The 25,481-nt window shown below is 54.5% G+C and carries 21 protein-coding genes and 1 pseudogene; 5 read left to right on the forward strand and 17 right to left on the reverse strand.

Features of this window, described 5'->3' with window-relative positions; genetic code table 11:
* From AU511_RS17725 to AU511_RS17230, 4 genes and pseudogenes are all read right to left on the reverse strand, one after another.
* Nucleotides 1-143, reverse strand: a pseudogene (locus AU511_RS17725) (type 1 glutamine amidotransferase domain-containing protein); the annotation flags it as partial.
* A 9-nt stretch (nt 144-152) separates the two neighbouring features.
* Nucleotides 153-791 carry a TetR/AcrR family transcriptional regulator gene (locus AU511_RS08850; protein ID WP_240503799.1) on the reverse strand — a complete coding sequence of 213 codons (639 nt, stop codon included), beginning with the start codon at nt 789-791 and terminating at the stop codon, nt 153-155.
* Nucleotides 792-1,101: 310 nt separating this feature from the next.
* Nucleotides 1,102-1,821: a 2,3-diphosphoglycerate-dependent phosphoglycerate mutase gene (gene gpmA / locus AU511_RS08855; RefSeq protein WP_094109425.1), complete on the reverse strand. Its 720-nt coding sequence runs from the start codon at nt 1,819-1,821 to the stop codon at nt 1,102-1,104.
* A 552-nt stretch (nt 1,822-2,373) separates the two neighbouring features.
* The gene (locus tag AU511_RS17230; protein WP_139829360.1) at nt 2,374-2,706 is read right to left on the reverse strand and encodes a hypothetical protein; all 333 of its coding nucleotides are present in this window, start codon (nt 2,704-2,706) and stop codon (nt 2,374-2,376) included.
* Between the two features lie 121 nt (nt 2,707-2,827).
* Between AU511_RS17230 and AU511_RS08860 the strand changes: the two genes are divergently transcribed.
* Nucleotides 2,828-3,247 (forward strand): fimbrial protein, encoded by a 420-nt coding sequence (locus AU511_RS08860; protein ID WP_139829361.1) that lies wholly within the window; start codon nt 2,828-2,830, stop codon nt 3,245-3,247.
* Between the two features lie 161 nt (nt 3,248-3,408).
* On the opposite strand, the gene AU511_RS08865 is transcribed toward AU511_RS08860, so the two are convergent.
* A complete protein-coding gene (locus tag AU511_RS08865) occupies nt 3,409-4,077 on the reverse strand; it encodes a helix-turn-helix domain-containing protein (RefSeq protein WP_094109427.1) in 669 nt (222 codons plus the stop codon).
* 2,792 nt (nt 4,078-6,869) lie between these two features.
* Here AU511_RS08865 and norR point away from each other — a divergent pair.
* Nucleotides 6,870-8,480, forward strand: a complete 1,611-nt coding sequence (gene norR, locus AU511_RS08870) for a nitric oxide reductase transcriptional regulator NorR (RefSeq protein ID WP_094109428.1) — start codon at nt 6,870-6,872, stop codon at nt 8,478-8,480.
* A 171-nt stretch (nt 8,481-8,651) separates the two neighbouring features.
* Here norR and AU511_RS08875 read toward each other — a convergent pair whose 3' ends face one another.
* From AU511_RS08875 to AU511_RS08900, 6 genes are all read right to left on the reverse strand, one after another.
* On the reverse strand, nt 8,652-8,960 hold the full coding sequence (locus tag AU511_RS08875; RefSeq protein ID WP_476738470.1) for a hypothetical protein: 309 nt from the start codon (nt 8,958-8,960) through the stop codon (nt 8,652-8,654).
* A 144-nt stretch (nt 8,961-9,104) separates the two neighbouring features.
* Entirely contained in the window at nt 9,105-10,619 is a 1,515-nt protein-coding gene (locus AU511_RS08880) for an ABC transporter substrate-binding protein (protein WP_094100124.1), read from the reverse strand.
* Nucleotides 10,609-11,637 carry an ABC transporter ATP-binding protein gene (locus AU511_RS08885; protein ID WP_094109429.1) on the reverse strand — a complete coding sequence of 343 codons (1,029 nt, stop codon included), beginning with the start codon at nt 11,635-11,637 and terminating at the stop codon, nt 10,609-10,611. The genes AU511_RS08880 and AU511_RS08885 overlap by 11 nt, the downstream gene beginning before the upstream one ends.
* On the reverse strand, nt 11,637-12,623 hold the full coding sequence (locus AU511_RS08890) for an ABC transporter ATP-binding protein (RefSeq protein WP_094100122.1): 987 nt from the start codon (nt 12,621-12,623) through the stop codon (nt 11,637-11,639). The genes AU511_RS08885 and AU511_RS08890 overlap by 1 nt, the downstream gene beginning before the upstream one ends.
* Entirely contained in the window at nt 12,620-13,465 is an 846-nt protein-coding gene (locus tag AU511_RS08895; protein WP_094100121.1) for an ABC transporter permease, read from the reverse strand. Before AU511_RS08895 ends, AU511_RS08890 begins: the two co-directional genes overlap by 4 nt.
* On the reverse strand, nt 13,462-14,400 hold the full coding sequence (locus AU511_RS08900; RefSeq protein ID WP_094109430.1) for an ABC transporter permease: 939 nt from the start codon (nt 14,398-14,400) through the stop codon (nt 13,462-13,464). The genes AU511_RS08895 and AU511_RS08900 overlap by 4 nt, the downstream gene beginning before the upstream one ends.
* A gap of 523 nt (nt 14,401-14,923) precedes the next feature.
* Here AU511_RS08900 and AU511_RS08905 point away from each other — a divergent pair.
* Both AU511_RS08905 and AU511_RS08910 read left to right on the forward strand, forming a co-directional pair.
* The gene (locus tag AU511_RS08905; protein WP_094100120.1) at nt 14,924-15,679 is read left to right on the forward strand and encodes a LuxR family transcriptional regulator; all 756 of its coding nucleotides are present in this window, start codon (nt 14,924-14,926) and stop codon (nt 15,677-15,679) included.
* 86 nt (nt 15,680-15,765) lie between these two features.
* On the forward strand, nt 15,766-16,662 hold the full coding sequence (locus AU511_RS08910; RefSeq protein WP_094100119.1) for a proline iminopeptidase-family hydrolase: 897 nt from the start codon (nt 15,766-15,768) through the stop codon (nt 16,660-16,662).
* Between the two features lie 558 nt (nt 16,663-17,220).
* On the opposite strand, the gene xapA is transcribed toward AU511_RS08910, so the two are convergent.
* Nucleotides 17,221-18,048: a xanthosine phosphorylase gene (xapA, locus tag AU511_RS08915; protein WP_094109431.1), complete on the reverse strand. Its 828-nt coding sequence runs from the start codon at nt 18,046-18,048 to the stop codon at nt 17,221-17,223.
* Nucleotides 18,049-18,399: 351 nt separating this feature from the next.
* Here xapA and AU511_RS08920 point away from each other — a divergent pair, with 351 nt between their 5' ends.
* Nucleotides 18,400-19,809 (forward strand): MFS transporter, encoded by a 1,410-nt coding sequence (locus AU511_RS08920; RefSeq protein WP_094109432.1) that lies wholly within the window; start codon nt 18,400-18,402, stop codon nt 19,807-19,809.
* A 40-nt stretch (nt 19,810-19,849) separates the two neighbouring features.
* Here AU511_RS08920 and patD read toward each other — a convergent pair whose 3' ends face one another.
* The 5 genes from patD to ydcS form a co-directional block, all read right to left on the reverse strand.
* Nucleotides 19,850-21,274, reverse strand: coding sequence for an aminobutyraldehyde dehydrogenase (patD, locus tag AU511_RS08925; protein WP_094109460.1), 1,425 nt, complete (start codon nt 21,272-21,274; stop codon nt 19,850-19,852).
* A 71-nt stretch (nt 21,275-21,345) separates the two neighbouring features.
* A complete protein-coding gene (locus AU511_RS08930; protein WP_094109433.1) occupies nt 21,346-22,152 on the reverse strand; it encodes an ABC transporter permease in 807 nt (268 codons plus the stop codon).
* A complete protein-coding gene (locus AU511_RS08935; protein ID WP_094109434.1) occupies nt 22,142-23,089 on the reverse strand; it encodes an ABC transporter permease in 948 nt (315 codons plus the stop codon). Before AU511_RS08935 ends, AU511_RS08930 begins: the two co-directional genes overlap by 11 nt.
* A 1-nt stretch (nt 23,090) precedes the next feature.
* Nucleotides 23,091-24,122, reverse strand: coding sequence for an ABC transporter ATP-binding protein (locus tag AU511_RS08940; protein ID WP_094109435.1), 1,032 nt, complete (start codon nt 24,120-24,122; stop codon nt 23,091-23,093).
* A 193-nt stretch (nt 24,123-24,315) separates the two neighbouring features.
* The gene (gene ydcS, locus AU511_RS08945; protein ID WP_094109436.1) at nt 24,316-25,470 is read right to left on the reverse strand and encodes a putative ABC transporter substrate-binding protein YdcS; all 1,155 of its coding nucleotides are present in this window, start codon (nt 25,468-25,470) and stop codon (nt 24,316-24,318) included.
* Between the last annotated feature and the right edge of the window lie 11 nt (nt 25,471-25,481).

Genomic DNA, 25,481 nt, shown 5'->3' on the forward strand with positions numbered 1-25,481 from the left:
CCCTGCGGGGATACCAAAGTGATAGCCGCTCCCGCATCCTTGAATACGTAGTAAGGGGCCGCAAACTCTTCCAGCCAGAAACCCGTTTTCTTGCCGGTATTGCCAAGACGATCGTGCGACGTTAATACCATCAGAATGTTCATACAAGACTCCTAAAAAGAGGATGAAGGCACGCCGAGAACCGTTCCGACGTCCCTAAGGCCCCCTGCGGGGGGAAGTAGTAATTCAGTGGTGATCAATGCCTGGCGCAACGGCGTTTTATCCTTGCTCAATTTGGATAATAGCGCCGCCCCCAGCCACAGCTGATACAGCGTTTGCGCGGTTTCCGTCGGAGACAGCGTTAAGCGTAACGAACCATCGGCTTGCCCATCGGCTACCGTCTCTGCGATACGCGCCACCAGATGCGACACGCCGTCGCACAATATCAGCCGCATATTTTCGGAAAGGTCAGCGACTTCCGCAGCCAGTTTGACGACCAGACAGTGTTCGGCCCAACTGCCCAGCAAGGGATCGTCAATCCACGCGGTCCAGTAACGCATTAACCGCTCGCGACCGCTGCCCGCTTCAGTGCTGAACAGCGTGTCCAGACGTTGTTGATATTCGTTGACGTAATCGGCCAGCAGCGCGCAACCAAACTGCTCTTTGGAAGCAAAGTAGTGGTAGAACGACCCTTTGGGGACCTGACAGGCATCCAGAATCGCTTTTAGCCCGACGCCGACAAACCCTTGACGCAGCACCAATAAACGGCCGGTGTCGAGGATTTGTTGACGCGTCTGTTTTGATTTGCTCATCGAAGTCATAACATCAAAGTAACATTAAATAGACCGGTCGTCTAGCGACGTGCGGACAGCATAGATCGCACACGACACGCCCCTCAGCCTATGAACGTTTCGGGCGCTGATTTTCAGGAAGTGGGAAGAGAGCACAAGAAAGGAACCCTAAGGCAGTAATTTAGGTCGGATGGGCGCAAGCAAGAAGCAAGAAGCAAGAAGCAAGAAGCAAGAAGCAAGAAGCAAGAAGCAGAATATATCACCGACGCCAAACTCGACATAACGGCGCACGATAATGTGAAGGACGCCGTTATGCCATTGATGATGAACGTCACCGCTCAATCAGGGCGATATCGCTGCCGAGAAAGTAGGAACGCTGCACCCGCATGTCTTCATCAAATTCATACACCAGAGGGATGCCGGTAGGGATCTGCGCACGGTTGATCTCCTCGTCTGAGAGGTGGTTCAACTGCTTGACCAGCGCCCGAATTGAATTGCGATGAGCGAGCACCAGCAGGCGTTCGCCCGCGCGGACTCTAGGAACCAGCGACGTCTGCCAGTAACGCATCACCCGATCGCCGGTCATGCGCAGGCTCTCCCCTAACGGAAACTCGCTCGGCGCCAGATGCGCATAACGACGATCGTAGCCGGAAAAGCGATCGTGAATTGACGTGAGCGGCGGCGGCGGAACGTCGTAACTTTTTCGCCACTGATGCACCAGCGCTTTGCCGAGCCGTTGGGCCGTTTCCGCCTTGTTCAAGCCTTGCAGCGCGCCGTAATGGCGCTCGTTCAGACGCCAGTTTTTTTCAACCGGCAGCCACTGCAAACCCAGCTCATCAAGCGCAATTTGCAGCGAATGTACGGTGCGCTTCAGCACCGAAGTACAGGCGGCGTCAAACGTAAACCCTGCCTGTCTGAGCAATTGCGCCGCCAGCCGCGCTTCTGCTCGTCCCTTGTCGGTCAGCGGCACATCGACCCACCCGGTGAATCGATTTTGATCATTCCATTCGCTTTCACCATGCCGCAAGAGCACCAACTTAAACACAGCCATATTTTTTCCTTAACACGCTTTAACTTTCACATTCATCCACAGCCGATGCCATCGCTTATTTTGATTGTCATGACGGATTTGGCATCGTCCGCAAGTTCCATCCACAGAGAGACTTTTTGAGACGTTGCGCCGTCGTTGCCGACCTCATTGCCCGCAGCTCACCAGCCTGATTTAACGCGGTTTGCGATCAGATTATCTGGCGTCCATACATCATGCAATTATTCATCCCCCAAATGATAGATATCGAATTAGATATTTACGCTCAAGTACTGTCCCTATAAAAATAAGCCAAAGCGTTTAATTGATTCTCCCCCATTAATTAAAAACGGTGTTACTTGCCGCCATTTAACATATTAAAAACACTCTTTACAAATGCATTCACTTATTTACCCTTTCCCCGCTCAATTTTCACATTATTCATTCTTTCAGCAAAGCAATAGATTGATATAAGTGCATCATATGCTATTCAACTTTTCTTTATGGCAAAAGATTCTAAACTAACTATTTGTTTATACTTATTTTTTTCTTTTAGGCTGTATTCACCTGCAAAAGTCATTCTCGATAATACTGAAGTGGAGCAACAGGAAGTTCTGCCTCAGCAATTTTTTCTCCGTCACGTTGGCCTGACTGAGGCAATAAAGCCGTTACCTTTTTATTGCCAATCCGGAGAGAGCTGGCAGAAGAGAAATATTTGTAGCGGTAATACCCTCTTAATTGATGACCAATTAGCGTGGCTATAAGTAATGAGGAATCGTAACTGATGCATAAAATATTACTCGACGCTTTCATTGGGGCCTCTCTGCTATCTACTGACTTCTCGGCATTTGCTGCAACATCAGCGGCAGCGGCAACCTGAACTATCAGGGCGCCTACAGCAATAGCCATATCGGCTACCACTACAACCGCGATTACCGGCAGGTCAACTATGGCTGAACGGGGGGAGAAACAGCGAGCGTGAAGCCTGACGGCGTCAATCCTGTCACCCGAAACATGTCGATTCAGTGCAATGGAATCGATGCGCATTCAGGGTGAAACAATATCAGGGAACGCTATCGTCTCCGACAACGCGAACGTTGGCTTCGTGATCACCAACAGCAGCGACAGCCCACTCTATCCGAATGATCTATTCAGCGTACTGCCGTTTACGCTTGAGGATGCGGCGAGTGCCGATGTCACGCTCACCGCCACGAATGTCGACAACAGCTGTAGCGTGAATCAAGCGTCGCAGGAGCAAACGGTCGACCTTGGCAACCTGGCTGCCGAACCGTTCTCAACGACCGGCATCACTTCCGCCGCGAAGCGTTTCCTGATCAATCTGCGCGGCCGGCGTGCAGGTGATGTTTGCAAGACGGCGAACAGCTCCGACAGCACGCGGCTTGCCCTGAACAGCCCAGCAGCGCTACGAACCTGGGCATCACCATTCTGAATACAGACCGCCATCGCATCTCGTTTGGCCAAAACAGCGAGCGTATATGCTCTCCAGCAACACCAACAACGCATCACTGGTGTTTGGTGTTTTACGGCCAATATGTGGCGACAGGCGGCACCGTTACGCCGGTTCAGCCAACGGCTACGCCAGGTTTTCACTCAATTATCAGTAGTATCATCGCTGGTAACCGTTGCGCTGGGCGAGTCACAACGCAACGGTTCCGAAGGGGAAAAGCTGTCCAGCCTTCCATGCGACATAGTGAGAGAGCCTTCCTCCTGTAGCTTCTTAATCACGCGCAGGATCGTGCTTTTGGAGAGAGAAGTTCGCTGACTGATGAAAGACAACACGGTAAAGCGTTTTCTCACGTCGGGAGGCAAACGTTCCAGCGCGGCCAACATTTTTTTAACGACAGAAACCGAATCACCACCGTTATCAACGCAATAATTTAGCAACGAATTAAAATGGTAGTTAACTATATTGAGAACATCATCGAACCGTTGATAGGCCGTCACCACGCGTAACGCGGTATCGAAAGATAAACAGGAAATTTTCCCATAATCGATTCTTTCAATATAAACCTCGTTTGCGCCGTAAATTGCGGTAGACCAACCGACAATACAGGGTGCCAACAGCACACACAGCACTCGGTTGTCTTTAGCGCTTTTCATTAGAAACTCGCCTTCCTCGATAAAATAAATCAGCCGAGTCTCTGCAACATGGAAATGATATCTGCGCTTTCCCTTAACCACCTCAGTGGGTTGGGCCAGTTGCCTGTGGGGAGAAAGTATTTTTGTCAGACGAGATATGGATTGCAGCAGACTAATCATTCGAATAACCTTTTTAAATAAAAACAAAAAACACCTATGCCGCCTGCATATACCGTTCGATGGCAAGATATTTAACTTTTTATAGATGAACGAAAAACAACCAGAGAAATACGCATTTTCTTAATGGGTTCAAGACTCAGGGTTTTTACTTAGTGGCTACCTATTCTGTATTATATTTATAGTTGCACACACATAGTGCGTAGACTTATCAATACATTTTACTGGCTTATTTTTGGCCTAAACTAAGTAAAATCAAAAATCAATATTGTTGGATTTACTCTCGAAAACGTGTGTTACCTCCTAAGAGATTTTAAAAAAACTTATAATGACGCCATGAAAGAAACCTTAATAACGCCCACACCAAAGAGTTTAGATATAAATCAGCGGATAAAAATCACTCACGGGGGGAAAATGGATCACCACAAGATTCAAATGAATACCCATGTTAATTTATTGTTCGCTCTCTTTATTGTCGCGCATGCTCTATGTTAATTGTTTGACTTTCATTTAAATCAAGAGGATATCCAGCCAAAAAAGAGCCCCTGTCGCGAGGAAATATATAAAAAACTAATATTTACAATGACATAAAGAATAAAATAATGAGTTATTCACCCATATCCCGCTGCTCACTCAACTCAATCGCCTTTGAATAGTTTCAATGAATACCTTTTGTGTCCTTTCGAAACAGAGATAGCCCTGCATTGCTTCTCTGGCATATTTTCGCCTATTAGGCTCCTCCGGCATGCTATTACCCTGAGAGGGATTATGATGTCCCGTTTCACTATTGAAAAACTCGGCCATCATACAAGGTAAAAAGTCGATAGCAGAGAAAAAATAATTATTTAAACTGAAAAATTCTTCTCACGATATGCCCTCATAAACATCCCCGGATAGTCAACACATAAGATCATCATCTCCTTACTTCAAAAAACAAGAATACCTGTAAATAATAAGATATTCACTTACAGGGTTTGACTTCCCTTGAAAACGCCAATCTTATATACACGAAAAACATAAAGCTGAAATAAAAGTTAGCCTTTCATCTTCGTTGTTCACAACAACCCTATTCCCCCGACACAAAAAAAGGAAAAAAATCATTACCTCCTAAAAAAGTGCTCAACAATGACTTACCCAACGCTTATCCTAGTTCGATGAACACTCAAAAAACAACACCACCTAAGGGTGTTCATAAAATAACAGACACTTCGATAGAAAATGACGTTCATTCATTAAATACAGCACGGGTTTTTTTAGCATTCCAACTCCCTGAAACAGATCCAGGCATTATTTTCACATTGAAGATAACTACGTCATTGATGGGTCGCTTAGCCTCGCAAATAATGCTGGAGTCTTGGTGGCTAAAATACCGTGTTCGATACAAGATTCATCGGAAGACAATGGTTATTGAGAATGAGCAGCCAGCCAAGAGTAGTGGGTGTTCAGGAATTTCAACGCCTGCGAGCGCGGGAGAAGAGAGGAGCTAAACGATAGGGCATGATGATAACACCGTCAGCGATGGTAAGGAGCACAATTATGACCAGACGGAGACTCGGCTCATCGCACTATAGCTTCCGTCACACATATGAGCACGGCGACGCAAGCTATAAATCGGTCGTTTCATCACATTACCCCGGCAACATCTAAGGATAACATCCTAGATAATTCATCATCTTATCGAGCACTTCCCGACCTTTTACTTTTTCAGTTGAAAAAAAACGCGCGCAGCTCGGGCGGCTACACGCGTTCAAAGAATAAAAAAACGCCGACAAAAAAAACGCTGCCGGCGGCCGACAACTGAAGACTCGTGTGATGCCTCACGACTTAGCACTGTCGCAACCGGCATCACCGATAAGATTATCCTTGACGACACAGCCAGGAATTAATTCTTGCGAACCTGACTATATTCTTAATAACCATTATTTTGGATAACCATTTCGAGCAAAACATCACTATCACTCGAAACAACAGCGAATAAGAGACAATACACCCTCAGGATTCCAGGGGCTGGTTTATTCATGACTCAATTTCGCGTTTTTATTATTGCTCACGGAGTTAAGTAATACTTGATAACAGAACCGATACCAGCGCAGTTCAGTACGTCGGGAACATCATAAAATAAATAAAGAGAAAAGTGATAGGTAAATTTTCAAAATACTGCGTAAATCTTTACCCCCTCAAATTTCAATACCGCCGCATCTTCGGAGTAGATGTACTGAAAACTACTAACTATCATATGGTTAAAATTAAATGATACTCAACCTCAGATTGATATATTTATAAATGTAGTTCGCTAATATATACACTATGATTTTTAACGGAGAATTGTTAATTACTGATAATGTATTTTTTCGAATATAGTCATTATTACTTAATCTCCGAATTCGACGAATAATAAAGCGGAAAAATACGAAATAAACATTTCGTTTATCCTTTATTTAAATGCCATTTAATAACCAGCGAGTGGAGAGAAGACACGGTGATAAATGGAAAACACATTAAAATAAGAATAACGCCACCAAGAATTCATCATCCACGTGGAATCAGTATTCAATAGATCCTTTAAGCCGTATGACTCCGTCACTCACGCCGCTTTCTGCTTCCAGTCGCGGAGCGCGCTTACGCGTCCAGATGACCTTCCCACGTTCAACATTAGTGCCTGATATTTGCTGCTGGTTATCATTCGAACACGAAGCGCTGAAAGCCGCAATCTCAATGGCACCCGGCTAAATCGGGTCTAAACTTTAAGTGAAAAAGACACCGGTTATATTGAAGAGAGGGTTTTTTTGACTCAGATGTTGAAGTTGTTGAATGCGCTGGTGCCGCAGGTTGCGGATCTCTCGCGAGAGATACCGTGTGAAGTACGTTATCAACGCTTGCTCCATTCGCTGCACCTCTTGATTCCGGCGGACGCTTGCGCGCTGCTGCGGTTGAAAGGCGAAGAATTGACCCCGGTGGCGACGCAAGGTCTTCATGACAACGCATTGGGACGCCGTTTCATTCTAGACGAACACCCGCGCTTCGCTGCGATGCTCGCTACCGCCAACGTGATGCGCTTTCCGCCGGATAGCGGGGCGCCAGATCCCTTCGTCGGCCTGTACGAGAGCGACCGGAGCCCGGCGATCAAGACCGACACCCTCAGCTGCGTTTTGCGTCTGGATCAGCACATCTGGGGATTGCTGACGCTGCATGCGTTTGACGGCCAAGCATTCTCCGCCGATGCGCTTAAAACCCTGGAGATATTCGGCGAGATAGCCTCCGCGACCTTGTCGGCTAGTACCCAGGTTGATCGGCTTAAGTCTACGCTGCAAAGCGAAAACCTGCGCGCCGAAGCCTTTCGCCTGACGGCGGTCAATGGACACGACGAACTCACCGGCAGCAGCGACTCCTTTCAGTTGCTGATGGATGATATTGAATTGGTCGCCTCCAGCGATATGACGGTGCTCATCACCGGCGAGACCGGGGCGGGTAAAGATTTGGTCGCTCGTCGGCTGCATGCGCGGTCTCGTCGCGCCAATGCGCCGTTCATCGTGATCAACTGTGCCGGCCTCCCCGCCCCTGTTCTGGAGAGCGTCCTCTTCGGCCACGTGCGCGACGCGTTTTCGGGAGACGCTTCAGACCGCCGCGGCAAATTTCAACTCGCCAACGGCGGCACACTCTTTCTCGACGAAATCGGCGAGCTTTCACAGGAAACGCAGGCCAAACTGCTCAGCGTATTGCAGAACGGAAAATCGCGGCGCATCGGCTCGTCTAACCCACATAACGTGAATATTCGACTCATCGCCGCCACAAATCGCAACCTGTTCGCGGAAGTTCAGTCCGGCATATTTTGCGCCGATCTCTATCATCGATTGTGTGCGTTCCCCATTCATGTTCCGGCGCTGCGAGAACGTCAGCAGGACATACCTCAGCTGGCGAATTCATTTGTCGCACAAAACCGCAATCGCATGGGGCTGAAAGGGCTACAGCTGTCACCCACGGCGCAAACGACGCTGTCCCGCTACGCGTGGCCGGGCAACGTGCGCGAGTTGGAACAAACCCTCAGCCGCGCCACGCTGCGTGCGACCGGACGACTCGGGTCTTACCCGGCTAAACGCGCAGTCCTGGTCACTATCAGCGAGCAAGATCTAGGGTTGGATATGCACGAGAGGCTGCAGCATGACGTTGCGGCCAATGAGCCGCAACAGTTCACCCCGAAAGAAGCGCCGCAGCAGGATCTGCGCTCGGCGGTCAACGCCTTCCAGAAGCAGCTCATCGAGCGGACGCTCCATCAACATCATGGCAATATCTCAGCGGCGGCCCAGAAACTGGGTATCGACCCAGACAATCTGACGCTTCTGGCCCATCGGTTAGGCGTCGTCACCCAGCTCGAAAAAGCCGTTCGTACCAGCAATTCCGACCGCTAATCTTCCGTTTTTCCGCCCCGGTTATGCGGGGCGGCGGCCTCATTCGTGACGCCTGTTCAACTTGTCCCCGGTAATTTATACGCAGTGATGTCATCGCTCCGTTTGGTGACTAACGACCCATGCCCCCGGCGGCAATCACCACGTATTGCTAGCCGTTAACGGCATAGGTCCTCAGCTCGCTTGCCCGCCGGCAGGCAGACGCGCCTCCCAGAGCCGCACCCCGTTGGTGATGTTAAACGCCCACAGCGAGTTGTCCGCCGTCGCGGCGAAAAACAGCACATTCCCCGCGCTGGTGACTGGTGCGCCCAACATGGGCCTGCCAACGTTGAACGGCAGCGGCAACGGCGAGCTATCGCGCACGGTTCCGTTCCGTTTTTTCAAACGATAACGTTGGTGTTCAGATCCACGGCGGAGAAGAAACCCCATGACGGCTGCTTGCGCGGGATATCGGGCGGCGATAAAAAACGCATTTAGCGTCACGCCGTAAGGAACCCAGTATGCGGAATATTGCGCGGAAACCGGGCGAAGAAAATTGACCAGACCACAGTCTCCTAGCGAAGACGAGGGAACACCGTGCGGCTTTGGGAATGACGGCCGGCAGGATACCGGCCGTAAGGGGGAAGATTACTCTTTGACCGTATCTTCGAGGAAGAAGCGGCCCAGCGGGTTCTGATAGAAGCCCTTGATGTTTTTACGGCTGACGTTGCGGTACGGGCTGTAGTACAGATCGATCCAGTTCACGTCGGCTTTCGCGATTTTCTGCAAATCGATGTACATCTGCTCACGTTTTTTAGGATCGACTTCCAGGCGTGCCGCCGCAACCAGCGCCTTCACTTTCTCGTTGTGGTAACGAGTCATGTAGTTCATGTTCGCATCGTGACCCAGCACGAAAGTGGTTTTCTGATCCGGGTCGAGCACATCGTTGGTCCAGTACATGACAGAGATATCATAGTCGCCGGATACCAGCATGCCCCAGCTCTGGCTCGGGTCCACTTTCTGCAACGTAACGGTCACACCGGCTTTAGCCAGCTGTTGCTGCAACAGGATAGCAATTTGTTCATCCACTTCATCGCCCGCGTTCACCACGTAGTTGAGCTTCAGATGAGACGCGCCCGCCTCTGCCAGCATTTTCTTGGCTTTTTCCACGTCATAGGGACGCTTCAGGTTGTTGGCATAGTGGTAAACCGCACCGGCCGGAATATACGAGTTCGCCACCTGACCGTAGCCGAAGGTAACGGTTTTCACAATGGCATCCTTGTCGATTGCATAGTCCAGCGCCTGGCGCACTTCCACTTTCGACAGCAGACCGTGTTCGTGGTTGATCAGCAGATGATCTTCACGCGTTGACGGATCCAGATGGATAGCCAGGTTCGGATCTTTTTGCAGGGAAACGATACGCGAGAACGGAACGTTGATCGCCGCATCCAGTTCGCCCGCCTGCACTTTCAGCATACGCGTGTTGTCGTCCGGAATGGTCTGCCACTCGACGCCATCCAAAGAGACCTTGTCCGCACGCCAGTAATGCGGATTTTTGACCAGCACCACACGGTCGCCACGCAGCCACTCTTTCACGCTGAATGCGCCGGAGCCGACTGGTTTTTCCGCGAACGCTTCTTCGCCCATCTCCTTCATTGCTTTTTCAGAAATGATGGACGCATTCGGCAAAGCCAGCTGAGATAGGAAAGGCACGGACGGCGCTTTCAGGGTGATCACCAACGTACGCGGATCCGGCGCTTCCACTTTATCCATCACCATAAACGGGTCGCGCCACAGCGAATTTTCATTGTCACGCAGGCGCAGCAGGCTAAATGCGGCGTCGCTGGCCGTCACCGGCGTACCGTCCGAGAATACCGTATCGCGGATTTTCAGCGTGTAGACTTTGCCGTCCGGAGAAATCGTCCAGCTTTCAGCCAGCGCGGGCTCCAGTTTGGTGCCGGTCTTATCCACCCAGATCAGACGGTCAAGAACGTTGGAGAACACCCAGTTGTCTTCATTCTGCGTGGTTCTAATCGGGTCGAAACTGGTGCTGTCCTCACGTCGTCCAATCGTCAGCACGCCTGCCGCTTGCGCCATCTCACTTGCCACACAAGCCGCCAGCAAAAGCCCGGCAGCTGCAACCTTTAAGTATTTACGCTTCATCAAACATTCCCTCATTTAACGGATTAATGGCTTGTTCGCCTTTGTCGTCCAACACGCAGGCGAAGGTATGACCGACAATATGTCGGGTCTCTGGCGGCGCGCCATGCTGGCAGCGCGACAACGCATAGGGGCAACGCGGGTGAAACGCGCAGCCACGCGGCAAAGCTAGCGGGCTGGGCGGTTCGCCTGAAAGAGGATGGGCGGGCAGCGGCCGGTCGGGATCGATTTCCGGAATGGCCGTGATCAGCGCCGCGGTATAAGGATGGCGCGGATGGGTAAACACCGCCTCGACCGGACCCGACTCGACAATGCGCCCCAAATACATGACGGCTACGCGGTCGCACAGGCGTCGTACTATCGCCAGATCGTGGGCGATGAACAGGATGGCGAGGCCCATTTTGTCCCGCAGGTCCATCAGCAGGTTGATGATCTGCCCTTGAATGGAGACATCCAACGCCGCCACGCACTCATCGGCGACGATCAGCCGCGGCTCCAAGGCCAGCGCCCGGGCAATGCCGGCGCGCTGGCACTGTCCTCCGCTCAGGGCGTCGGGCCGACGCAGTCCATGCTCTGGGTTTAGTCCCACCAGAATCAGCAGTTCTCTCACGCGTTCCTGGATCGCGGATTTCGGCACCTTGTGATGCACACGCAGCACCTCGGCGATGCTGTCGCCGATGGTCTGACGCGGGTTCAGGGAGGAGAACGGGTCTTGGAAGATCATGGCCGTTTGCTGCCGCAAACGGGCGATTTCCTGTTTGCTGCCCGGCGTGATCGGCTCGCCGTCAAAGTACACGCGGCCGCCAACGGCGGGCTCCAGTTGGAGCAGCGCTCGCCCCAATGTGCTTTTGCCGCTGCCGGACTCGCCGACCAAACCGAGCACTTCCCCGGCCTGAATATGCAAGCTGACGCCGTTAACCGCGTGCAGACTCCGTTTATTAAACAGAAAGCCGCCGACCGGGAAACTGACTTGCAGATTGTCTGCCGCCAGTAGCGGCGCCGTAGATTCAACCGGACTCACTATAGACTCTCCTCGTGGTTCAGCGTGGCGAACGGGTGATGGCAGGCGGCGCCGTGCGTATGATTCTGCATTTCACTGTACATATCGGGTCGTACCGCTTTGCAAATCTCGGTGGCGTAACGACAACGAGGATGGAATCGACAACCGCCGGGAAAATGTTCCGCCACCGGCGGTTGGCCCTTGATGGTCGCCATGTGTCCGCTGCCGCCGGCGCTGACCGGCTGGCAGTCGATCAGCCCCTGCGTGTAGGGATGCAAGGCATCGGCCAGCACCTCGCGTTTACGGCCCAGCTCACACAGACGCCCGGCATACATCACCGCGATCCGGTCGCAGGTCTGCGCCACGACGCCGAGGTCATGCGTAATCAGAATAATCGCCACGCCGAGCCGGTCTCGCAAATCGCTGAGCAGCCGCAGGATTTGCATCTGTACCGTGACGTCCAACGCCGTCGTCGGCTCGTCAGCAATCAGTATTTTGGGCTCGGACGCGAGCGCCACGGCGATCATCGCCCGCTGACGCATACCACCGGAGAATTCATGGGGATAGTTGTGTATCCGTCGTTCGGGGTCAGGGATCCCCACCTGCCGCAACAGCGCCACGGCGTGCGCTTTCGCCTCGCGGCGGCTGGCGCCGAAGTGCAGACGTCGGCTTTCGGCAATCTGCGCGCCGACGGTCATCACCGGGTTTAGGTGGCTGGTCGGATTCTGGAAAATCATGCCGACCTGCCGACCACGCACGCTGGAAAGTTCCCGATCCGACAGCGAGAGAATATCGCGTCCGTTAAGGTTAATTTCGCCAGAGACAACGCGCAGCGCTTCTCCGGGGAGCAACCGCATCATCGCGCGACAGGTCACCGTCTTGCCGGAACCGCTTTCGCCCACCAACCCGAGGATCTCGCCCTCGCGCAATTGGAGTGAAACATCATCCACCAGCGCAATGCCCTGGCGGTTGACGACCGTTAGATGTGATAACGCCAGTAACGTCATGGCCGTTCTCCTAAGAGGTCGCCCAGACCGTCCGCCAGCAGGCTAAAGCCCATTGCTAACAGCACAATCGCCAGCCCGGGAAACGTGGTGATCCACCAGGCGGTGGTAATGAAGCTTTGCCCTTCGGCCACCATCACGCCCCATTCGGCCGTCGGCGGCTGTACGCCCAGCCCCAGGTAACTGATCGCGGCGCCATTAAGCAGCACCAGCACGCAGTCAGACATGGCGAAGACCACAGAGCCGGTCAGCGCGTTAGGCAACAAATGAACGAAGAGAATACGCGGGTGGCTGAATCCCAGACTGCGCACCGCCAGCATGAAATCACGATGCTTTAACGACAGTACCTGAGCTCGCACCAGTCGGGCGTACGTGACCCAACCCACCATCGCCATCGCGATATAAAAGCTGGCCAATCCCGGCCCCAGGACCGCGATAATCGACAGCATCAGCACCAAAAACGGAAACGCCAGAATGATGTCGATACAGCGCATCAGCAGCGTGTCCACGACGCCGCCGACGTAGCCGGACAACGCGCCAATCGAGGTACCGATCATAAAGGGAAAGATGACCCCCAGCAGGCAGATCTGCAGGTCAACGCGCGCGCCCCAGATGACGCGGGAGAAGATGTCCCGGCCGAAGTTATCAGTGCCGAACAGGTGACTGAGGCCCGGCGGCATCAAGCTGGCGGTGGGGTCCTGCGCGATCGGATCGAACGGCGCGACCCACGGCGCGAACACGGCCAGTAACGCCCAAAGCCCGACGATGGTCAGGCCGCCGCGTAATGCCAGATGGCGGGGAAACGCCAGCCACGGCAGCCGCCGCGTCACAGGTATCTGACTCATAGTTTGATCCTCGGATCCAGCGCGACCGTGAGCAGGTCGGCGATCAGGTTAACCGTGACGGTCCCCAACGCAAAAACCAGCACAACGCCCTGCACCACCATATAGTCCCGGCTGAAAATGGCCTTGATTAACAACTGCCCCATGCCGGGGATAGCGAATACGCTTTCAATCACCACGGTGCTGCCGATCAGCCAGCCGATGTTAACCGCCAGCAGATTGATGGTCGGCACCAGCGAATTCGGCAAAATATGCCGCCAGAAAATACGCGACTCCGGTTGCCCGCGCGCGCGCGCGGCCGTCACGTAGTCGCTTTTCATTTCCATCAGCAGGCTGGCGCGCAGGTTGCGGGTCAATACCGCAGATAGCGCCAACGCAACCGTCAGGCAAGGCAACACCATGTGATGCAGGCGATCCAGCAGATCGCGGCCATAACCGGACACCGGGAACCAACCCAGTTCAATGCTGAACAACAGGATCATCATGATGCCGAGCCAAAAAGCGGGAAAACCCAGACCGGCGGTGGAGAAAAGTCGAATCACCTGATCGGCCAGTTTGCCGCGCCGCCGCGCCGCCCAGGACGCCAGCGGAATGGTGAGCAAGAGCGCTAAAACCACGCTACCCGCAATCAGCCAAATCGTCGGCTCAATACGCGAACCGATGACTTTCAGGGTATCGACTTTATAAACGATGGATTTGCCCAGCTCGCCGTGAAACAGATTACGAAGAAAGTAGAAGTACTGTAACCATACCGGCTGGTCTAAGCCGTACTGTTCGCGCACCCGGGCCAGCGCACCTGGGGTGGCACGCACGCCGAGAAGAATTCGGGCCGGGTCGCCGGGGATCGCTCGCACCATCGCGAAGGTGATGATACTGATGCCGAAAAGCACCGGCAGCAATTGCAGTGGTCTAAATAATATAAACCGATAACGATGCATACTAATTCCCTGTGTTTATGCTGGCGTATCTATTAATGACACCGCTAAGAACGGTTTGGCACAAACGGGTTGAGCCAAAAATCAAGCATCGCGCAGCGTGACCGGAAATGAAGAAACCGGCCGCAATAACGCGATTGCTAGGGAGCCTACCAGGTCGTTTTTATGGATTAACGACTTACCAGAATGAAGCTCTGGTCGGTGAAAGCATCATTTTTCAAAATGACGAGTATCCATACCCAAAAATGACCATTCACTTCAATAGTATGCCTTTTTTGTCTTTTCATTTCATTCAACATAAGGGTTACTAATGAAAGAAAAACACAAAACATCACAAAAACCCCTGACAGACGGGAATCTACCCAATCATACCGGCCGTGAATAGTTAGCAAAAATGCTAGTTTTGCCTTAGTAAAAATGCTAGGTTACGCTTGGTTATTGACCGGGTTGAGGCCGAACATGCGCTCTGGCAACTGTACCGACCATCGTCCTCTTTTTAACGGGCTACATTTTGCGGAGGGTAATCATGGATAAGACTACTCAGCTTACCTCGTTGAAATGTTCAGCGACTTCGCTGGACGACGCTTTTGATCATATGTTCGCGCAAACGTTACACCTCGGATTCGACCGGGTGATTTATGACTACGCTCCGGTTCCCCGGACAATGGATGGGAAATTGATCAACCCTTCGCTGCTGCGTGTCAATAACGTGCCGGAAGACATGCCGTTGCAATGGTTCGAGAATGGTTTCTTTCAGATGGATGTCGTACAGCATCACGCTCTGGAGACCTGTGCGCCGTTTGTGTGGTCATATCAACGTCCAGAACGGACCCCCCTTCGCTCACGTATCGGCGAAGAACATGAGTGCGTCACGCATTATATGCGTGAAAACGGCATGCCATGCGGCGCGACCGTTCCTTTACATCTGCCTCGCGGAGGCTTCGCCACCGTAACCGCCATTTTGAATAGCGCTCATGAAGAACAGGATATCGGCAGTACCTTGTCCGATCTGACCTTTATTGCTCACCGCTTCCAGGAATCGGCATTCCCCCTGTTCAGCGAAGATCTGATGACCTGTCAGTACGTCCACCTGACCAAACGCGAACGCGAATGCCTGGCGTGGTCGGCGGAAGGTCTGACGGCGAAAGAGATCGCCCGCAAACTGAACCGTTCTGTCGCGACCGTTACGCTGCATCTGAACAACGCCACCAAGAAGCTAGGGGCGAATAATCGGGTGCAGGCCGTCGTTCGCGCCATGTACTATCACCTCCTCGATAGCTAAAACTATCTATTTTACTAGCTTTCCGCTTTCGCTGACGCGACATACTCTTAAGCCAGACTTAACAGACATAAGAGTGGCCGTCATCTATGAACACTGTCAGCGAAGGTTTTGCCCCTTTTCTCCAGTATCAAACCTGGTACCGAATCACCGGTGATTTACATAATGGTATGACACCGTTGGTCGTTGTCCACGGCGGTCCCGGCTGCACCCACGATTACGTTGATTCATTTAAAGATATCGCCAACACAGGGCGCCCTGTCGTTCATTACGATCAGTTAGGTAATGGCCGTTCGACGCACTTACGGGAAAAACCAGCCGATTTCTGGCAGATCGCTTTATTCCTTGATGAGCTGGATAACCTGTTAAAACATCTTAACATTCAGGACGACTACGCACTGCTGGGTCAGTCTTGGGGCGGCATCCTGATTTCAGAACATGCCGTAAGGTGTCCAACCGGTTTGAAAGCTATCGTTATCGCCAACTCGCCGGCGTCTATCCCGTTATGGCTGCAGGCCGCCAAGAGACTGCGCGCCGAATTGCCAGAAGCGGTCCAGGCCACGCTGCTGGAACATGAAACGGCGGGAACAGTGGATAGCGAACCTTATCGCGAAGCATCACAGGTGTTTTATCAACGTCATGTCTGCCGCTTAAATCCGTGGCCGGCAGAGGTAACACGCACTTTTGATGCTATCGATGCAGATCCTACGGTTTATCACGCCATGAATGGACCGACCGAGTTTCATGTTATCGGCAGCTTGAAAGACTGGAGCATCATCGATCGCGTCAAGGCTATCAACGTCCCAACCCTTTTGATTTCGGGGCGTTACGACGAAGCATCCCCAGAAACCATCCAACCTTTTGCAGACGGCATCGCTGATGTTGAGTGGGTTATTTTTGAACACTCAAGCCATATGCCGCATGTCGAAGAGCGCGAAGAATGCATGAAAACCGTCGGTAGTTTTCTGCAAAGAAAGATTAGTTAACATAAGAAGAAAGGCCAATACCAGGGAAAGCGACATTTTGTCGCCATTGTAAAACGCGCCGGCGAAAACGGCCGGCGCGTTTCTTTTTCTAGAGCGCTATAAAGCGCCGGGCTGCCCCTTTGGCCCCGAGGTTAACCCCCGCTGCCTGAGCCGAGCGTTCAGGCAATAGGCCGGTTCCTCATCAATTCCTGACAAGATCGCCAAGGAATGGCGCGATCTTATTCACAGTCGCATTCCTGTTTTTCCTCACACGCCCGGTTGATTTTTGCCCTGCGCCAGTCGCTACGACGGCGGGGTATCCGCGCCTCTCGCAAATTCCCGGACCCGCCAAGTCTCCTCTTTTTCCATCAACAAAAGGGGATTAGTCAGAATGGCTCCCCCGTTCAACCACGGTAAAATGCGACACACAGCATCAGCGTCGCATCACGTTAGGCCAACGGCCCAGAAACGGCCTGGCGACGTGAATGTCGATACCGGAAAGCCACGCCAAACACAATCCCCAACACCAGCGTGTAGCCGGCGAAAGTCAGCCAGAAAGCCTGCCAGTCCTTGATGTCGTTAGGCGACGCGCGCTTTGAAAAATGCGCGGATCAACCGGATGAAGTCCCCGGAGGCCAGCGCCGCGCATCGCAACGTTTGCGCATGCGACAGCACCGTATCGGACATCCCTTCGGCATAGTTCGTCATCGCAGATACTGCGAGCACCTTCAAACCGCAGTGGCGCGCGGCCAGAACCTCGGGGACCACCGACATCCCCACCACATCGCATCCCACCCTTTTCATCATGCGAATTTCCGCTGGCGTTTCGAAGTTAGGACCGGTGTACCCGGCGAACACGCCCTCGGCGAGATCGATCCCCAATTGGGTGGCGACCTGATGCAGCTCCCCGCGCAACTCGCTGTCATAGGCATTGGCCAAGCTGAAGAACCGCGGCCCGAAGCGTTCGTCATTCTCACCCACCAGCGGCGATTCCGGCATGAAGTTGATATGGTCGGTCAACGCCACTAACCGGCCGGGCGCCACCGACTGACGCAGCGATCCCGCCGCGCTCGTCACCAGTAGGAACTCACAGCCCAACAGCCGGAACGTCCGCACGGCGGTCGTCATCACCGTCATGCCCCGGCCTTCGTAGTAATGGCCACGGCCTTTCATGCATAAAACGGGAACACCTTCCAGGTAGCCCGCCACCAGCTTGCCTGCATGGCCTTCCACGCTACTGACCGGGAAACCGGGCAGTTCGGCGTAGTCGAATTCAACGATGTCGGTCATAGCGTCGGCCAGCTCGCCGAGACCAGAGCCGAGAATCAACGCCGCGTTCGGCTTAAAATCCGGTCGTTTTTGGCGAATCAGCGTCGCGCAGGTGATGGCATCTTCGGAGTTGAACATAGCAGTTCCTTGTCTAGAGAGAAGCCGTGGGAACGGCCTGACGTTGAAAACCCGTTCACGCCCGTCAACACCTGCGGACCCTTCGGCTAAACGTCAAAAGAGGTTTTCATATTAAGAACTTTTTCTGCGGACACGAATAGCAAAAGCTTATTAATATGGGCGGCGTCATCCCCCAACACTCACGCCAGACTGGCGAGCGTCGGTGCGGCATCTTATGATGACCCGCTATGTGCCCAAGAGGTGTTCCCGCCTCGCTAACCCGGACGAGGCCATATTGGACGCTCAAGGCGATACCTGTCGCCGTCTGAATCAATCCGCATAACGCATTTATCGTGATAAGGAAGACACAACATGCACACCCCCAGCACCCCATTGGACGCCGACGACGACGCGCACGCCGGTTTCGATCTCGCCTCGCGTATTAACCGACTACGCTCTTCCGCAGGGCTTTGGCGTTTTATCGCCCTGCTTTCGCTCGGGGGATTTTTCGAACTCTATGACCTCTTTCAAACGGCATACATCAGCAGCGGACTGGTCGCCGAACATATTTTTCACGTAGGCGAAGCCGGCCTGTTCCACATTACCGATCAGGCCAGCTTTGCATCGGCCACGTTTCTGGGCCTGTTCGTCGGCGCCAGCCTCCTGGCGCCGTGGGCCGACAGGCTGGGTCGCAAGATGACCTTCATGTACGCGCTGGCCTGGTACGGTGCGCTCTCTTTCCTGATGGCGATGCAAAGCAGCGCAGAAGGCGTCATCCTGTGCCGTTTTCTGGTCGGTATCGGGCTCGGTATTGAACTGGTGACCATTGATGCCTATCTCAGCGAATGGATGCCGACCTCTTTGCGTAGCAAAGCGTTCGCCTTCGCCTTCTTTATTCAGTTTCTTTCGGTGCCGACGGTGGCGCTGATGTCCTGGTGGCTGGTGCCTCACACCTTTTTCGAGATCAGCGGCTGGCGCTGGGTCGTTATCGCGGGCGCCGCCTGTTCGATCTTGATCTGGGTGCTGCGCAAAAACCTGCCCGAGTCCGCCCGCTGGCTGGCGCAGCAAGGAAGACATGACGAAGCCCATCAGGTGTTATGCGATATGGAGCAACGTTGCGGCATGACGCCGCAGAGCCATTATGTACACGCGAAGAATACGTCGCAGAAGCCGGCTCCGCGCGGCAGATTCCGCGAAATCTGGGCGCCAGCATATCGTCAGCGCACGCTGATGCTGGTCGCCATGAACTTCTTCCAATCCATCGGGTTCTTTGGCTTCGGCAACTGGCTGCCGTCGCTACTGTCCGGGCAAGGCGCGGGGATTACCCAGAGCCTGTTTTACGCCTTTTTCATCACGCTGGCCTATCCCATCGGCTGTCTGTTGTGCAGCCTGTATGTAGGACGCTTCGAGCATAAATGGCAGATAGTCGGTTCATGTTTGATGACCGTAATCTTCGGCCTGCTGTTCACCCAGCAGACGCACCCGCTGCTGCTCATCGCCTGCGGCTTCCTCATCACCTACTCCAACGCCTGGCTGACAATTAGCTACCACGCCTATCAGGCCGAGATTTTTCCGACGCGCATTCGCGCGCGGGCCGTCGGCTTTTGTTACTCGTTTAGCCGGCTGTCGACGGCGTTCACCAGTATCCTGATCGGGCTGTTGTTACAGCATGTGGGCAGTGTCAGCGTCGTGATCTTCATCGTATTCAGTATGTTGATGGTGATGCTGTCGGTGGGCGTCTGGGGGCCGAAAACGCGCGGCATCAATTTGGATAATGTCTGAGAAACCTCGGCGGGCGTCCCGATGGGCGCCCGCCCTTCCGTCAGTGTTTAATCATGATGTGTCGTACGACCGTATAATCCTCCAACCCGTACATCGACATGTCTTTGCCGTAACCGGACTGTTTCTGGCCCCCATGCGGCATTTCGCTGACCAGCATGAAATGCGTATTCACCCAGGTACAGCCGTACTGCAGTCGCGCGCTCAGGCGATGCGCCCGGCCTAAATCCCGCGTCCAGACGGAGGAGGCCAGCCCGTAGGTTGAACTGTTGGCCCACGCCAGCACCTGATCTTCGTCATCAAACTCCGTCACGCTGACCACCGGCCCGAACACCTCTTTCTGGACGATCTCATCCTCCTGCAACGCCCCGGCCAGCAGCGTTGGTTGGAAGTAATACCCCGCGCCCGCGACTTTCGCCCCGCCGGTCACCACCGAAATATGCGGCAGCGCCTTCGCCCGTTCGACAAATCCAGCCACGCGGTCGCGATGCGCGGCGGTGATCAACGGCCCCAGTTCCGTGGTTTCATCCTCCGGAGACCCCACCTTGAGTGAGGCAATCGCCTCGCCCAACGCCGCCACCAGCCGACCGTAGATCCCCTTCTGGGCATAGACACGACAGGCGGCGGTACAGTCCTGTCCGGCATTGTAGAAGCCGAAGTTGCGGATCGCCTCTACCGCCGCCGGGATATCCGCGTCGTCAAAGACGATGACCGGCGCTTTGCCGCCCAGTTCCATATGCGTACGTTTTACGGTGGACGAGGTATGGCGAATGATGTGCTGCCCGGTCGGAATAGAGCCGGTCAACGACACCATCCGCACTTTGTCATGACAGGTCAGGACATCGCCGACGGTAGGTCCGTCGCCGAATACCACGTTCAGCACCCCACCGGGCAGAATGCCCATCGCCAGTTCGGCCAGCTTCAGCGTCGTCAGCGGCGTCTGCTCCGAGGGTTTAATGACAGCGCAGTTGCCCGCCGCCAGCGCCGGGCCCAGCTTCCAGGCCGCCATCATCAGCGGATAATTCCAGGGCGCGATAGAGGCAACGACGCCAAGCGGATCGCGGCGGATCATCGACGTGTGTTCCTCCAGATATTCTCCGCTGGCCATCCCGTTCATACAGCGACAGGCGCCCGCGAAATAGCGGAAGACATCCGCTACCGCCGGGATCTCATCGTTCAGTACGGCGTGATACGGCTTGCCGCAGTTGAGCGACTCCAGGCGAGAGAAGGTCTCCGCGTTCTGTTCGATGCAGTCCGCAATCTGCAGCAGGCACTCCGCGCGCGTTTTCGGCGTGGTCTGTCCCCACGATGCGAAAGCTCGATCGGCGCTTTCCACCGCCCGCGCGATCTGCGCCGGGGACGCCTGAGCAATGTGCGCGATTTCCTCTCCCGTCGCCGGGTTATAGACAGGCAGGAGACTGCCTTCGCCGGCGACTAGATGTCCGTTGATCACCATGTTTGTCTGCATCATTTTGTCCTCAGTCATTGTTTCTCATCACAGCACGCACGCTGTGATGTTTCTTTGCGGCGGCCTGCGGGCTATTTGCCATCGCCGGACACCTCTGTGGTTTCTTTTGTGAGATACCAGGCCCCGAGGATCGGGATCATGGTCAAGATCATCAGGCATAGCGCCACAACGTTGGTCACCGGCACGTCGCGCGGCCGCCCCAGCTGATTCAGCAGCCAAATAGGCAAGGTGCGCTCATGGCCTGCGGTAAACGTCGTGACGATAATTTCATCAAAGGACAGCGCGAAGGCGAGCATCCCGCCGGCCAGCAGCGCCGTCGCCAGGTTGGGAAGCACGATGTATCGGAAGGTCTGCCAGCCATCGGCGCCCAGATCCATCGACGCCTCGATCAGAGAGTGAGAAATGCGCCGAAACCGAGCGATGGCATTGTTGAACACAATCACAATGCAAAACGTGGCGTGGCCGATGACGATCGTCATCATGCCGGGCTCGATATCCGCCGCGTGGAAAGCGGCCAGCAGCGCCAGACCGGTGATAATGCCCGGCAGCGCCAGCGGCAGCATCAACATCAGCGTGATGCCGTTCTTACCGAAAAAGTCCTGACGATACAGCGCGGCCGCGGCCAGCGTGCCCAGCACCAGCGCAATCAGTGTGGACAGACAGGCGATCTGCAACGACAGGCTGACGGACTCGAAAATATCCCGCCGCTCCGCCGCGAGATGGAACCAGTGGAGCGTGAAGCCTTTAGGCGGAAAGCTAAACGCCGCCTCTTCGGTATTGAACGCGTAAATAGCGATGATCAGCAGCGGAACGTGCAGAAACAGCAGTCCGCCCCAGGCCGCCAGCCGGAGCGGTAACGGCGCGCGTTTAGAGTGCATCGAAGGCCCCCCATCGTTTCACCACAGAGAGGTAAATCGCAATCAGGACAATGGGTACCAGCGTGAACGCGGCCGCCATGGGCAGGTTGCCGATGGCCCCCTGCTGCGAATAAACCATATTGCCGATGAAATAGCCTGGCGGCCCCACCAGCTGCGGCACGATAAAGTCGCCCAACGTGAGTGAGAATGTGAAGATGGAGCCCGCCGCGATGCCCGGCACCGCCAGCGGCAGGATGATGTAGCGAAAGGTCTGTCGCGGCTGCGCGCCCAAATCCTCCGACGCCTGAATTAGCGATATCGGCAGACGTTCCAGCGCCGCCTGGATCGGCAGGATCATGAACGGCAGCCAGATATAGACGAACACCAAAAAGCGCCCCAGCCCGGAAGTCGACAGCGTACTCCCGCCAATGCCGGGCAGCAGCAGCAGGCTATTCAAGCCGCCTTCCAGCCCGAGGTGACGCAGAAACCACTGAATGACGCCATCCCGCGATAACAACAGCGTCCAGGCGTAGGCCTTGACGATATAGCTGGCCCACATGGGCATCATCACCGCGACATAGAAAAAGGCTTTCTGCTTACCCCGCGTGTAGCGCGCCATGTAATAAGCGATCGGGAACGCCAGCACGGCGCTGAACAGCGTGACGCACACCGCCATCGCCACCGTGCGCGCAATAATGTCGTAATTCGTCGGGCTGAACAGCGCCGCGATGTTCGCCAGCGTCAGCGTCGGCGACACCGTCATTGTGAAATCGTCAAAGGTATAAAACCCTTGCCACAGCAGCGTCAGAAGCGAGCCCAGATAGACCGTCCCGAACCACAGCAGCGGCGGCGCCAGCAGCAGCGCCAGATAACAGCCCGGACGACGATAGAAGAAGTCGAACAGTCGATGCAGCGCACCTCGACGGACGGCGGGAAGCAAGCTGTCTGCGGTCGTCATCTCAGCCCACCTCCTGCAACGCGATCATAGCGTTACGCGCCCAACAGGCGATGAGCGGTTGGCCGACCGTCCTGGCGGGCTGAGCGGCGACGCGCTGATGGTTGGTTTCGCTCGCCAGCAGGCGCTCGCCAGTCTCCAGCATCAGCTCGTAGCGGGTCGCGGCGCCCAGATAGTGAATATCCTTAATCTGCGCCGAGACGCAAATATCCTCAGCGCCACCGCCCGACATGGGATCCAGCAGGCGGATGTGTTCCGGGCGAACGGCGAAACGTTCCGCCGCGCCGGTCAGCCGCAACGCCTGATCGGTCGACAACACGTTGGACGTGCCGACAAACTCCGCCACAAACGGCGTCCTGGGATTCATATACAGCTCGCGCGGCGTATCCACCTGCTCGATGCGGCCGTTATTGAATACCGCCACCCGGTCAGACATCGACAAGGCTTCGCTCTGATCGTGCGTCACGAAGATAAAAGTGATGCCGAGCTGGCGCTGGAGCGTCTTGAGTTCGCCCTGCATCTGTTCGCGCAATTTGAGATCCAGCGCGCCGAGCGGCTCATCGAGCAACAGCACGCTAGGCTGGTTGACCAACGCGCGCGCCAGCGCCACGCGCTGACGCTGCCCGCCGGACAGCTGAGCCGGTTTTCGCGCCGCCACAAATCCGAGCGCCACCCGTTCCAGCGCCTCCTGCGCTCGGGCGCGACGTTCGCTTTTCCCCATGCCCTTTACACGCAGCCCGTAAGCCACGTTGTCCAGCACGGTCATATGCGGAAACAGCGCATAATCCTGAAAAACGGTGTTCACATCACGCTGATAAGGCGCCAGCCCGGTAGCTTCGCGTCCGTGAATACGGATGGAACCCGAGGAACTTTGTTCGAAGCCGGCGATCAGTCTCAGACAGGTGGTTTTTCCTGAACCAGACGGACCGAGCATGGAAAAGAATTCACCCTCTTTTATCTCGATGGAAACATGGTCCACGGCACGCACATTCCCAAAAAGTCGGGATACGTCAATAAACTCCACAGCGTTGGGCATAATAAACTCCTGGCAGGCCGGATTATTTATCTCGGAAATAAAAACCCAATCTAAAACCAAACAAAAATGGCAAAAAAATAACGGATGTGATTTGAATTAGAAAAAGACGAAGGATGCCCCTCTCCGCCGAGAAATAATGAATTTCATTTCGCCGACTGAAAGTCCCTTGTTATTTTCTCTTCATCCGTTGAAGTTAACGCCCGCCCATGATGGCAATATAATCCTGCGTCCAACGGCTGTAAGGGACGTATTTCCCGCCTTCTGACTGCGGCGTTTTCCAGAATGCGATTTTATCGAACTGCGTTGCGCCGTTATTTTTACACCCTTCAGCCCCCAGCAGCGCATTGTCTTTACAGGCGACCGGCACAGCCGGTACGGAGCCGAACCAGGCGGCGACATCGCCCTGTACTTTGGGCTGTAGCGACCAGTTCATCCATTTGTAAGCGCACACCGGATGTTTGGCGTCCGATGCCAGCATGGTGGTGTCCGCCCACCCGGTCACGCCCTCTTTTGGCAATACGGTGCCAATCGGCTGACCTTCGGTTTTGAGCGCATTCGCCTGATACGGCCAGGCGCTCGATGCCGCCACGCCCTCATTTTTGAAGTCGCTCATCTGAACGGAAGTGTCGTGCCAATAGCGATGAATGAGCGCATGCTGGCTGCGTAACAGCGTTAGAGCCGCCTGATACTGGGGCTCCGTCAGTCGATAAGGGTCGGAAATACCCAGCTCAGGCTGGGTGTTTTTCAGGTACAACGCCGCATCGGCAATGTAAATCGGGCCGTCGTAAGCCTGCACCCGCCCCTGATTCGTCTTACCGTCGGGCAACGCCTGCGCGGTAAATACCACCGACCAACTTTCCGGCGGAGACGGGAAGACCTTCGTGTTATACATCAGCAGGTTAGGACCCCACTGATACGGAGTGCCGTAGACTTTGCCGCCGACCGTGTACCACGGCGCATTGATCAGCCGCGGGTCGATACTATTCCAGTTAGGGATGGCGGCCGGCTCAATCGGCTGAACGCGCTTGCCATAGATCAGTCGCAGCGAGGCGTCGCCGGAGGCCGTCACCAGATCGTATCCGCCTTTCGCCATCAGGCTGACCATTTCATCCGAAGTCGCCGCGGTTTTGACATTGACCTGGCAGCGGGTTTCCTGTTCGAACTGCGTGACCCAATCGTAGTTTTTATCGCTTTGACCCCGTTCGATATATCCGGGCCAGGCAACGATATCGAGACGCCCTTCTCCTTGAGCGGATAATGCCGGCGCGGTTGCCTGGGCCATATTCAATGCACACAAGACGCCCAGACAAATAGCGGACAATGACACCTTGGCATAATATTTTTCCATACTACCCCCGT

Origin of the sequence: Lonsdalea iberica (assembly GCF_002111585.1) — a bacterium.
In the GTDB taxonomy this organism is placed as follows: Bacteria; Pseudomonadota; Gammaproteobacteria; order Enterobacterales; family Enterobacteriaceae; genus Lonsdalea; species Lonsdalea iberica.

Excerpts from the sequence above, each read along its gene's own strand:
- AU511_RS08850 (WP_240503799.1), bottom strand. The coding sequence starts at position 791 with ATGAGCAAATCAAAACAGACGCGTCAACAAATCCTCGACACCGGCCGT.
- gpmA (WP_094109425.1), bottom strand. The coding sequence starts at position 1,821 with ATGGCTGTGTTTAAGTTGGTGCTCTTGCGGCATGGTGAAAGCGAATGG.
- AU511_RS17230 (WP_139829360.1), bottom strand. The coding sequence starts at position 2,706 with ATGGCTATTGCTGTAGGCGCCCTGATAGTTCAGGTTGCCGCTGCCGCT.
- AU511_RS08860 (WP_139829361.1), top strand. The coding sequence starts at position 2,828 with ATGGAATCGATGCGCATTCAGGGTGAAACAATATCAGGGAACGCTATC.
- AU511_RS08865 (WP_094109427.1), bottom strand. The coding sequence starts at position 4,077 with ATGATTAGTCTGCTGCAATCCATATCTCGTCTGACAAAAATACTTTCT.
- norR (WP_094109428.1), top strand. The coding sequence starts at position 6,870 with ATGTTGAAGTTGTTGAATGCGCTGGTGCCGCAGGTTGCGGATCTCTCG.
- AU511_RS08880 (WP_094100124.1), bottom strand. The coding sequence starts at position 10,619 with ATGAAGCGTAAATACTTAAAGGTTGCAGCTGCCGGGCTTTTGCTGGCG.
- AU511_RS08890 (WP_094100122.1), bottom strand. The coding sequence starts at position 12,623 with ATGACGTTACTGGCGTTATCACATCTAACGGTCGTCAACCGCCAGGGC.
- AU511_RS08895 (WP_094100121.1), bottom strand. The coding sequence starts at position 13,465 with ATGAGTCAGATACCTGTGACGCGGCGGCTGCCGTGGCTGGCGTTTCCC.
- AU511_RS08900 (WP_094109430.1), bottom strand. The coding sequence starts at position 14,400 with ATGCATCGTTATCGGTTTATATTATTTAGACCACTGCAATTGCTGCCG.
- AU511_RS08905 (WP_094100120.1), top strand. The coding sequence starts at position 14,924 with ATGGATAAGACTACTCAGCTTACCTCGTTGAAATGTTCAGCGACTTCG.
- AU511_RS08910 (WP_094100119.1), top strand. The coding sequence starts at position 15,766 with ATGAACACTGTCAGCGAAGGTTTTGCCCCTTTTCTCCAGTATCAAACC.
- xapA (WP_094109431.1), bottom strand. The coding sequence starts at position 18,048 with ATGTTCAACTCCGAAGATGCCATCACCTGCGCGACGCTGATTCGCCAA.
- AU511_RS08920 (WP_094109432.1), top strand. The coding sequence starts at position 18,400 with ATGCACACCCCCAGCACCCCATTGGACGCCGACGACGACGCGCACGCC.
- patD (WP_094109460.1), bottom strand. The coding sequence starts at position 21,274 with ATGCAGACAAACATGGTGATCAACGGACATCTAGTCGCCGGCGAAGGC.
- AU511_RS08930 (WP_094109433.1), bottom strand. The coding sequence starts at position 22,152 with ATGCACTCTAAACGCGCGCCGTTACCGCTCCGGCTGGCGGCCTGGGGC.
- AU511_RS08935 (WP_094109434.1), bottom strand. The coding sequence starts at position 23,089 with ATGACGACCGCAGACAGCTTGCTTCCCGCCGTCCGTCGAGGTGCGCTG.
- AU511_RS08940 (WP_094109435.1), bottom strand. The coding sequence starts at position 24,122 with ATGCCCAACGCTGTGGAGTTTATTGACGTATCCCGACTTTTTGGGAAT.
- ydcS (WP_094109436.1), bottom strand. The coding sequence starts at position 25,470 with ATGGAAAAATATTATGCCAAGGTGTCATTGTCCGCTATTTGTCTGGGC.